Annotated in this window: 7 protein-coding genes and 1 tRNA gene; 7 read left to right on the top strand and 1 reads right to left on the bottom strand. The window is 34.4% G+C overall.

Annotated elements, in window-relative coordinates:
• The coding region (locus tag ACTQZM_RS08475; RefSeq protein WP_441653491.1) for an RNA-guided endonuclease TnpB family protein at positions 1–878 on the top strand (878 nt) is incomplete at its 5' end.
• A gap of 476 nt (positions 879–1,354) precedes the next feature.
• Complete coding sequence (locus tag ACTQZM_RS08470) at positions 1,355–1,864, top strand: QueT transporter family protein (protein WP_349277959.1); 510 nt, start codon at positions 1,355–1,357, stop codon at positions 1,862–1,864.
• Between the two features lie 256 nt (positions 1,865–2,120).
• Here the strand turns inward: ACTQZM_RS08470 and ACTQZM_RS08465 are convergent.
• A tRNA-Arg gene (locus tag ACTQZM_RS08465) sits at positions 2,121–2,194 on the bottom strand.
• 249 nt (positions 2,195–2,443) lie between these two features.
• Between ACTQZM_RS08465 and ACTQZM_RS08460 the strand changes: the two genes are divergently transcribed.
• The 5 genes from ACTQZM_RS08460 (at position 2,444) to ACTQZM_RS08440 (ending at position 11,393) form a co-directional block, all read left to right on the top strand.
• Positions 2,444–4,468 (top strand): methyl-accepting chemotaxis protein, encoded by a 2,025-nt coding sequence (locus ACTQZM_RS08460; protein WP_248624402.1) that lies wholly within the window; start codon positions 2,444–2,446, stop codon positions 4,466–4,468.
• Positions 4,469–4,628: 160 nt separating this feature from the next.
• The gene (locus tag ACTQZM_RS08455; protein WP_441653490.1) at positions 4,629–5,537 is read left to right on the top strand and encodes a nucleotidyltransferase family protein; all 909 of its coding nucleotides are present in this window, start codon (positions 4,629–4,631) and stop codon (positions 5,535–5,537) included.
• A 489-nt stretch (positions 5,538–6,026) separates the two neighbouring features.
• Positions 6,027–7,502, top strand: coding sequence for a nucleotide sugar dehydrogenase (locus ACTQZM_RS08450; RefSeq protein ID WP_441653489.1), 1,476 nt, complete (start codon positions 6,027–6,029; stop codon positions 7,500–7,502).
• Between the two features lie 10 nt (positions 7,503–7,512).
• Positions 7,513–8,595, top strand: a complete 1,083-nt coding sequence (locus tag ACTQZM_RS08445; RefSeq protein WP_441653488.1) for a GDP-mannose 4,6-dehydratase — start codon at positions 7,513–7,515, stop codon at positions 8,593–8,595.
• 983 nt (positions 8,596–9,578) lie between these two features.
• On the top strand, positions 9,579–11,393 hold the full coding sequence (locus ACTQZM_RS08440; protein ID WP_441653487.1) for a polysaccharide biosynthesis protein: 1,815 nt from the start codon (positions 9,579–9,581) through the stop codon (positions 11,391–11,393).
• Positions 11,394–11,401 lie beyond the last annotated feature (8 nt).

Here is an 11,401-nt window from a genome sequence, read left to right as displayed (position 1 = left end):
AGAATTTTTTTCGGGATAAATCTGTTGGCTTTCCACGTTTCAAAAGTAAGAAAAATCCTGTTCAGAGTTATACAACGAATAATCAAAATGGTACAGTTGCTTTGATTGATAGTAAATTCATAAAAGTTCCTAAATTGAAATCATTAGTAAGAATTAAGCTTCATAGACAACCAAAAGGGATGATTAAATCTGCTACAATATCACGTCATTCTAGTGGCAAATACTATATTTCTTTGTTATGTAAAGAAGAAATTAGCGAGTTACCTAAAACCAATTCTGCCATTGGTATTGACTTAGGTATTACAGACTTTGTGATTCTTTCAGATGGACAAAAAATTGATAATAATAAATTCACGTCCAAAATGGAAAAGAAATTAAAACGTGAACAACGTAAGTTATCAAGACGGGCATTATTAGCCAAACAAAAAGGTATCAATTTGTTTGAAGCTAAAAATTATCAAAAACAAAAACGCAAAGTAGCTAGATTACATGAAAAAGTAATGAATCAACGTGCTGATTTTCTGAATAAGTTAAGTACAGAAATTATCAAAAATCACGATATTATCTGTATTGAAGATTTAAACGTAAAAGGTATGTTGCGTAATCATAAATTAGCAAGAAGTATTTCTGATGTATCTTGGTCTAGCTTTGTGGCTAAGTTGCAATACAAAGCAGACTGGTATGGACGTGAAATCATCAAAGTGGATACGTGGTTTCCGTCTAGTCAGATTTGTTCAGAGTGCGGACATAAAGATGGCAAGAAATCGCTCGATATTCGAGAATGGACTTGCCCTATTTGTCATACTCATCATGACCGTGATATCAATGCTAGTATCAATATTTTGACCGAAGGTCTAAGAATACAAACATTGGCTTAGGTACAATCAAAAACCGTAGGAACTACGGGGATAGCTTGGTAAATAAGAGAAACCGCTGTTAGTGAAGAAATAAGCTATCAAGTATGCTCTATTCCCAAGAAGCTCCCACTTCAAGCGTTAAGAACCGTTAGGTTTAGCTAAGTGGTGAGTAGTTCACCTGTTGAAGAAATGAATGAATTGCTTAAACAAGTATAAGTGAATAAAGTGGATGAATGCTCATATACATCAAATACATGAATGATAAAGAGAATAGATAATTAGAAAATGTACCGTCTTTCCAGCGATAATGTTGGGAAGATTTTTTTATTTGAGAAATTGGATATTCAAAGCTGTGGAAAGGTACACTTACATCTGCCCCTTGCAATTTTTACTGATTGTGATAAGATAGCTTTCGTGGATGACCACACTGCGAAACTTCCATCCTTTAGTCGCAGCTTATTACCAAGATGATGAATCTTGCAAAGGAGAGTTTATTTATGCATCAAGAAAAACCTCAAACAATCGCCAACAGCAAAACGCTCGAATTGGCAAAATCTGCAATTGTCGCGGCTTTATATGTCGCCCTCACCGTAGTACTTGCACCATTTAGTTATGGCGCTATTCAAGTACGAATCGCTGAAATGTTTAACTTTTTACCCCTATACAATAAACGCTATATCTGGGCAGTTACAGTCGGCGTATTCATTTCAAATTTATTTTCACAAGTGGGACCCATTGATTTAGTGGTCGGCACGCTTTCTACGCTTTTTGTGTTGTTAATTAACGTGAAAGTCACTGAAAATATGAAATCTATGAAACAAAAAATGGCAGTAAGTACCGTTATCTGTGCGGTTTCTATGTTTACCATTGCCGCTGAATTAACTTTTGTTGCAGGATTACCATTTTTCTATAGCTGGTTAACAATTGGTGTCGGTGAATTTATTGCGATGGCCGTTGGTTCATTGATTATCTATGCAGTAGGTAAAAAAATCGATTTAACCAAATAAATCTTCTCAAGCAGTCACAATGGATGGTGTGATTGCTTTTTTTTATTTATAGGATGTGAAGTGACTTGCGCAGACAGGAGGAAATTCGTGTGCTTACCCTCCGTTTAGAAAATCGGATAAAAGGAGCTTTTCTTAATTGGGAGGGCAAATTTCACAATGTCTAGTCGCTGAACACAGAATATTTGGTTTGACAAGTTGAAAGAGTATATGAAAAAACAAAAAAGCCCTCTGGAAATCTTCCAAAGGACTGTGTTAGCGTCACAGGAGGGATTCGAACCCCCGACCGTTCGCTTAGAAGGCGAATGCTCTATCCAGCTGAGCTACTATGACAGAAGCTTAACAACAAAATTCATTTTAACAGATTTTGAGATAACGTGCAAGTATTTTCAGAAAAAATGAGATAACGAAAAGACCAGTTCGCATGAATAAAATTATGAACGGAATCTTTGATGTTTATCATTCATTGCCGGAAACACGCACAGAAAACAAAAATTTATACAAAAATGAATCGATGTCGTATTTATATTTTTAGAAAACATCCGATATATCATTATAATTTAGAATGAGGAGAAGTGAAAAATGAATACAAAAAAGAAAAGTATAAGTATGATTATTCGTTTATCATTAATTTGTATTGCTTTATTACCAGTATTAATTTTAGCAATCATTAATTTTTATAGTACTGTGAAATCATTGAAAACGAATATTCAGGATAACCAAATAGGTACGGTGCAAGCTGTACACATTGCTCAAAAAGAGTTATTTGACAAGACAAATAATCGTATCCAAGAGATTGCAAAATTGGAAGAAGTCACGCAAAGATTTGACTTGCCGAGAATTGAAAAAATGATTGTAACTGCAAGCAAGGGGGATGCGGATATATTAAGCATGACCTTCGCTACCCAAAACCAAAATGAATGTGTCTCTACGCTACCTATCCCTGAAGGCTATGATGCCACGACTAGACCTTGGTTTAAAGACGCTTTAGCCAATCCGCAAAAAGCCGTATGGTCAGAGCCTTATCAAGATATTGATACGCATGAATTTATTTCAACAGTATCCTATGCGATAAAAAATAATGAGGGTCAGTTTGGAGTATTATCCGCAGATATTTCGTTTAAAACACTTGATAGTCTAATTAAAGCTTTAGACAAAACAAAAGGTACCCAAATCTCATTAGTAGCATCTTCTGGTATTGTTGTAGCCTCTACTGCAAAAACTTTAGTGAATAAACAGTATCCACAAAGTCAATTGCTGTCAAAAATCAAAAACCAAAGTAACAGTCAAGGTAGTATTAATGCGCCAAATAAGCAATTTTCATCTGCAAGCTATATTAAAGGAACCTCAGAAAATCCATATACCGTTCTTGCAACGATGGATAGAAAACAAATGCGTGCTCAATTAGTTTCCCAAATCATAACTGTGGGGATTATGATGGTATTTATTATCGTATTAATTACCATTCAATCATTTGTAGCTACGAATTTAATTAAAGGTGTAGTTGAACTGTATACAAATCATTTCCAAAAATTAGGCGCAGGTACATTAGCTGTTATGGATACCCAAAATAATCAAGTCCACAAATTGATTCACAGAGCAGCCCATCCTGATGAAAATGGTAATGAATTACAAAGAATGGGAGACCAATATAATAAGATGGTTGAATCGGTTGGACAGCTGATTGAAGAGGTTCAAGGGGAAAGTAGAGAAGTTGCTCAAATGTCAAAAAATCTTCTAGAACTCTCTAAGCAAACCAATGTAGCTACTGAAGAAGTAGCAGAGACGATTACTGGAATAGCTCAAGTTACAGGCTCACAAGCTGCAGATACCGAAAAAAGTGTCGCTCAGATGAACGATTTATCACATGCTATTCAACAATTAACAACAAGTGTGGAATCAATGAATGCTGAATCGATTGAAGCCTCTTCAATTAACCAAAATAGTAAAAATTTAATGGATAAAGTACAAACTAGTTGGCAAGATGAAATTAAACAAATGAATAGTTTGATGAATAATATTGATCAAATGAATCATCAAATCCAAAATATTACCCAAATCATTCAAGTAATTAACGACATTTCTTACCAAACCAATTTACTCGCACTTAATGCCTCCATTGAAGCGGCGCGTGCAGGTGAATCAGGAAAAGGTTTTGCTGTTGTAGCGACAGAAATTCGTAACTTAGCAGAACAGAGCAAGGAATCAACTAAGGAAATAGCGACGATTATCGATCAGATTCAGCACAAATCTACAGAAATGGTTGACTTAGCAAGTGCTTCATTAGCTGGTAGCCAAAAACAAACAGATGTGATTGACGAAGCGATTTTAGCGATGCAGTCTGCCTTTGATAAGAACCAATCTATCCTACAACAAATTCAGGATTTAGACCAAGTGGCAGAAACTATTATGCAAGTTCAAACAGATGTCTTAGAAAATCTCGAAAATGTTTCTGCCTCTACACAAGAAAATGCGGCAGGTACACAAGAAGTTTCAGCTAATGCCGAAGAAGTCCTCGCTACGATGGAAGAATTCGGTCAACATGTTGGAGAGCTTCAACAAATTTCAGAAAAATTACGTGTTTCTGCCAATCGATTCCATAGATAAAAAGTTCTTAAAGAGTTGTTAGAATGCTCGATTATTCTAACAGCTCTTTATATGTTTCGAGAATAATGCTAGTTATGCTATTTAATAAATAAAATCTTCGTAGTTTTTAGCGCTTACTTATGTTATACTTAACAAGTCTATAAAGTTAGGAGTTGAAAAGATGGATACTACACTTGTGATTATGGCTGCAGGGATTGGCAGTCGTTTTGGCGGGGGTATCAAACAGCTAGAAACCGTCGATGAAAATAAACATATTATTATGGATTACAGTATTCATGATGCGATTAAAGCAGGTTTTACTAAAATTGTCTTTATCATCAGAAAAGAAATTGCCAAAGAATTTAAAGAAGTTATCGGGGATCGCATTGAAAAAATCTGTGCTAAGCATCAAGTGAAAGTGGCTTATGCTTATCAAGAATTAGCGGATATCCCAGGAAAATTACCTGAAGGACGTAAGAAACCATGGGGAACTGGCCAAGCTGTATTAGCTGCAAAAGAACACTTGACTGAGCCATTTGTGGTCATCAACGCCGATGATTACTATGGTCAAGAAATTTATCAACAATTGCACGATTACTTAGTCCAAGAAAACCCAACTTATTGCATGGCAGGCTTTATCTTGAAAAATACCTTATCAGACAATGGTGGCGTCACTCGTGGTATTTGTCATATGAAAGACGGCTACTTAAGCGATGTCGTAGAAACGAAAAATATCGTCAAAACAGCAGACGGTGCCGAATCAAATGGTCGCGCACTAGATGTAGAATCTTTAGTATCGATGAATATGTGGGGCTTAACGCCTGATTTCATCCCAGTATTAGAAAGGGGCTTTGAAGAATTCTTTGCTAGAGAAGTGCCTCAAGATCCAATGGGTAGCGAATACCTATTACCAATCTTGGTGGGAGAATTATTAGCCAAAGATGAAATTCAAGTCAAAGTCATCAAGAGTGAAGACACCTGGTATGGCATGACTTACCGCGAAGATGTTGAACCAGTGAAAGCTAGTTTTGCCCAGTTAATCGCAGAAGGTGTCTATCATCCAGACCTTTATGATAATTTAAATCAATAATCATGCGGAACCTCTCAAAAAAATTTGGGAGGTTTTTTCGCACTTTTGAGGACTTTTTGCGTAATTACTTAAATATAGGCGATGAAAAGCATTGTTGATTTTTTTGATGAGAAATGATGTACTTGAAAACTATACAATATTTGTAATGAGGGTTGCCATATGGAAGCAGTCTCATATAGTAACTTTCGCTAAAATTTACGAACCTTAATGAAAAAAGTAAATGATGACGTACAAAGAGTAGTTGTGACGACCAATGATGAATCAGATATCGAGTTCATGGGAAAAGCTGTTTATGACTCCTGACAAGAAACATTGTATTTAAGTAAAGAATATCAAATATAAGACGAGCTATGTGGATAGCTAATCATTTTGTGCTGAACACGAAAATCTGTTTTGCAAAACATGATAAAATGTTGTATCATTATGTTACCTATTGTAAGAAATTATTAAATTAGATGATATTAATACAATCATTCGGAGGGGCTATATATGAAAAAACTATCTCGTGAACTATTGGCAGAAAAAATCTTAAAACGCCGCAAAGATTTCGGACTTACGCAGGCTCAATTAGCTGAAAAAACCGGCATCAACCGCCTAATGATTGGTCGCATTGAAAATCAAGAATACACGCCATCAATCGAGCAGTTAGAGAATCTTTCTGAAGTCTTACAGTTTGATCCAACCGAGCTATTTATCACTCAAGGAGAGAACAAACTTGCTCAACTTGCTAGTCAAAAGCAATATAAAATTGCCGTGGCAGGGACTGGTTATGTGGGCTTATCGATTGCGACTCTTTTAGCCCAGCACCATGAAGTTGTGGCCGTCGATATCATTCCTGAAAAGGTCGAATTAATCAATCAACGTAAATCCCCGATTCAAGATGACTATATCGAAAAATATCTCGCCGAAAAAGAATTAAACTTGACGGCAACCCTAGATGGCAAATCCGCCTATCAAGAGGCTGATTTTGTGGTAATTGCGGCACCAACCAACTATGACCCACAAAAGAATTATTTCGACACCTCGGCAGTAGAGTCGGTCATTGAAGAGGTCTTAGCGGTAAATCCAGATACTACAATGATTATCAAATCGACGATCCCAGTAGGTTATACACAAAGCGTCCGCGCCAAATATCAGACAGCGAATCTATTATTCAGTCCAGAATTTTTACGCGAATCAAAGGCATTATATGATAATTTATATCCATCTAGAATTATTGTCGGGTGTGATGAAATTAGTCGCAATCAAGCTGAAATCTTTGCGGCTCTTTTACAACAAGGTGCCATCAAACAAGCCATTCCGACGCTGTTTATGGGCTTTACTGAAGCAGAAGCAGTAAAATTATTTGCGAATACTTACCTTGCGTTACGCGTCTCTTATTTCAACGAATTAGATACCTATGCCGAATCAAAAGGCCTCAATACCCAACAAATTATCGAAGGAGTTTGTCTAGATCCACGTATCGGTACACATTACAATAATCCAAGTTTTGGTTATGGGGGATATTGCTTACCTAAAGATACTAAGCAGCTATTGGCTAACTTCCAAGATATCCCACAAAACATGATGACGGCCATTGTCGAAAGTAATCGCACTAGAAAAGACTTTATCGCCGACCGGGTGCTTGAAATTGCTGGAGCTTATCAATCTAACAGTTCTTGGGATCCAAATAAAGAAAAAGAAGTCGTTATCGGTGTTTATCGTTTAACGATGAAAAGTAATTCAGACAACTTTAGACAAAGTTCAATACAAGGGGTTATGAAACGAATTAAGGCAAAGGGGGCGAAAGTTATCATTTTTGAGCCAACTTTAAAGGATGGCGAAACTTTCTTTGGTAGTAAAGTAGTAAATAATCTTGATAAATTTAAGAAACAGTCACACGCTATCATTGCTAATCGATTTGACAATAGTTTAGAAGATGTAATGGATAAAATATATACAAGAGATATCTTCAGAAGGGATTAAGAGATAGATTATGGAAAGAATAGATTTAACAAATAAGAAAATACTGATTACTGGTGGTGCAGGATTTATTGGTTCGAATTTAATCTTAGCGCTGTTAAAAAAAGTTGAGGGTGTTCAAATAATTTCAATTGATAATATGAATGAATATTATGATCTTTCACTAAAAAAATGGCGTGTTGAGCAAATTCAATTAGAACTATCAAATCATGTCGATAAATCAGTAAAGATGATAGAAGGAGATATTTCTGATAGAAAGTTAATAGATGATATCTTTAACGAATTTCAGCCTCAAATTGTCGTAAATTTGGCTGCACAGGCGGGAGTAAGATATTCTATTAGCAATCCTGATGCTTATATTCAGAGTAATTTGATTGGCTTTTATAATATTTTGGAAGCGTGTCGCCATTCTTATGATGGAGAGAAGGACGGAGTAGAACATTTAGTATATGCTTCTTCTTCTTCAGTATATGGAAGTAATAAAAAGGTCCCTTATTCTACAGATGATAAAGTGGATAATCCAGTATCGTTATATGCTGCAACAAAAAAATCAAATGAATTGATGGCACATTCTTATAGTAAACTATACAATATTCCATCTACTGGATTAAGATTTTTTACAGTTTATGGTCCCGCAGGTAGACCAGATATGGCATACTTTGGATTTACAAATAAATTAATTAATGGAGAAACGATACAAATCTTTAACTATGGTAATTGCAAACGTGATTTTACTTATGTAGATGATATTGTGGAAGGGGTTATTCGAGTAATGCAAGGAGCTCCTGAAAAGAAAATGGGAGAAGATGGCTTACCAGTTCCGCCATATGCTGTTTATAATATTGGTAATAGTCAGCCTGAAAATTTGTTGGATTTTGTTAATATACTGCAAGAAGAATTGGTTAGAGCCAAAGTATTACCCAAAGACTATGATTTTGAGACGCATAAAAAGTTAGTTCCAATGCAACCAGGTGATGTGCCTGTGACATACGCGGATACTTCAGCTTTAGAGAAAGATTTTGATTTCAAACCAAATACTAGCTTGAGAGCCGGACTTAGAAAATTTGCGGAATGGTATAAAGAGTTTTATAAATAGAAAAGTTTTTTTGTTTGGGGCTGTTAAGGTGGAATAGATAAAGTGAATATATATCTATCAGTATACTATATCAAATCATTGTATGATGACTCATCAAGAAAACCAAGATTAATTAAAAACGAAATGATTATTGTTATTACTTTGCATATGACTAAAATGTAAAATTGTTATACATCGTTATACAACAATTATATAAACAATTTATTTTGATTACAGCTAGTTGGGAAAATGAAGGGAATCGAAAGTATGGAGTAATCACTAAAACTATAGTTGAAACATGTGCGAATTCATTCAAACTAATACCTAAAAATTGCTAAAAGTAGTTACAATATTTAGAGGATGATTCTATCTATTTGAAATGGGGATAGAATCATTCTTTTGTATTATTCAATATTAATTGAAGATATTGATGTGTGCTAATTCGATTAGAATACACTCTGTATTGATTTTAATAAAATGTATTGTAGTAGGAGTTGCCACATCAGTCCCTAATATAAAATGATTCTTAAAATAATCCGCATATTCAGCATTGATTTGATTAATAATCAAGTTGATTATTCGGATTTTCTTAGTTTTTTATTAATTGTTCAATTTGTCATAAGATTTTCGTTCTTGATCTACCTTTCAAAATGTGTTTGGGAAGTTCGCTCTTTTTTTTTGTATAAAAATTCTCCCCCAAAATATTTTGGTGAGATTCTTATATAATGATTTAGGATTGCTCTTCATAGGAATGTGTCAAGAAGTTAACATGTTGTATTGGAAATGTAACATTATATTTTGTACGTTTAAGCTTTAATAAATCTGAGTTTATCTTAGAATAAAATAGATGAATAGTTATTTTATGAAAATTATTGTAAAATAAATCTTGATATGTCAACGTGTAAATGGTAATCTGTTGATATGGTCAAATTTATGGAAAAATAGTTCGATTTTTTATTATTAGATAAACGTGAAAGATGTTTATATTTTTGGGAGTGGAAATAGTGCTTTATTTGTCTAGAAAAAGAAAGATTGCAATATTAGTGATATTAGATTCGATTTTAGTTGGGATATCTGCTTTAGGAAGTTTGCTTTTTCTGCAGCCTTTTTCTGCTTTTTTTGAAAAAGAATACCTTACGCTAACGATCACTTCAGTTATACTTTATCTTATATTTGGAAGTATATTTAAAGTATTCACTAGAATTAATCGATATACGAATCTCGGCGAGATAAACGCAATTACGGCAGCAACCTTTTGTACAACGTTGATTGAATATATATCAAGTCTCTTTATACCATTATTTGAACATAGAAGACTGTTGGCTTTTCAATTTATTTTGATGACTTTTTTAATTGTAGCAACTCGTCTGGTGTGGCGCCTGATTGTTGAATTAAGACAAAGAAACAAGACAAGATATACTCATAACATCCTTATTATGGGTGCGGGTGAAGGTGGTAGAGTATTAATAAATAGCCTGCTATCAACGAAAAATACTGAAAAAGTAAAAATTTCAGGAATCATTGATGATGATGTGAATAAAGTCGGTACATATTTAAATGGCATTAAGGTTTTGGGGACAACTTCTGACCTTAATAAATTAATAAATGAAAATGAGGTTGATATGCTTACTGTAGCAATTCCTTCAATTTCAAAACATAGATTGAATGAATTGTTTGACTTGTCTCAATCTCTTGGGTTTAAATTGAATATCATGCCTTCAATGGAAGAAATTGCTGAAGGTAAAGTAAATTTCTCTAAACTAAAAGATATAGATGTAGTAGATTTACTAGGTCGAGAAGAAGTGAAATTGGATATTGAACAAATCAAAGAGAAAATTACGAACAAAGTAATATTGGTTACAGGTGCAGGTGGATCAATTGGTTCCGAAATTTGTCGACAAGTAATGCGTTTTAATCCAAAAAAATTGCTCTTATTAGGGCATGGGGAAAACTCTATCTATTTAATTAATAGAGAATTGCAGAATAAATATAGAAATAAAGAAACGGAGATTATTCCAATTATTGCTGATGTGCAAGATCGTCCTAGAATTGATATGATTATGGAAATGTATCACCCTGATATTGTCTATCATGCAGCTGCACATAAGCATGTTCCACTAATGGAGTATAATCCTGTTGAAGCTGTGAAAAATAATGTGATTGGTACAAGAAATGTAGCTGAGTCAGCTAAACTGCATGAAGTTGGAAGTTTTGTAATGGTTTCAACAGATAAAGCAAATAATCCACCAAATGTTATGGGCTCAACCAAGCGAATTGCTGAAATGATTGTAACTGGTCTAAATGAAGAAGGTCATACCAAATTTTCTGCAGTTCGTTTTGGAAATGTACTTGGTTCAAGAGGAAGTGTTATTCCGGTCTTTAGAGAGCAAATTGCTAAAGGTGGGCCAGTAACAGTTACGGATTTTCGAATGACAAGATATTTTATGACTATATCAGAAGCAAGTAGATTGGTAATTCAGTCAGGTGCATTGGCTAAAGGTGGAGAAATATTTATCCTCGATATGGGTGAACCGGTAAAAATTCTTGATTTAGCAAAACAAATGATTAAGATGAGTGGTTCTTCTGAGGATGAAATTCAAATTATAGAATCTGGAATACGCCCAGGCGAAAAACTGTACGAAGAATTACTTTTGGATAAAGAGCGCAATGATCAGCAAGTATTTGATAAAATATTTGTTGGAAATATAAATGGATTTAGTTTAGAACAAGTTGATGAATTTGTAAAAACTTTAGATTTTAGTCAACCAAATGTGGTAGGAAAAAAAGTTGTTGAGTTTGCAAATGCCTCAAATAAATAATAGTGAAA

The sequence above is a fragment of the Enterococcus cecorum genome, from assembly GCF_052119425.1.
In the GTDB taxonomy this organism is placed as follows: domain Bacteria; phylum Bacillota; class Bacilli; order Lactobacillales; family Enterococcaceae; genus Enterococcus_E; species Enterococcus_E cecorum_C.
This window is presented reverse-complemented; position numbering and strand designations above follow the sequence as displayed.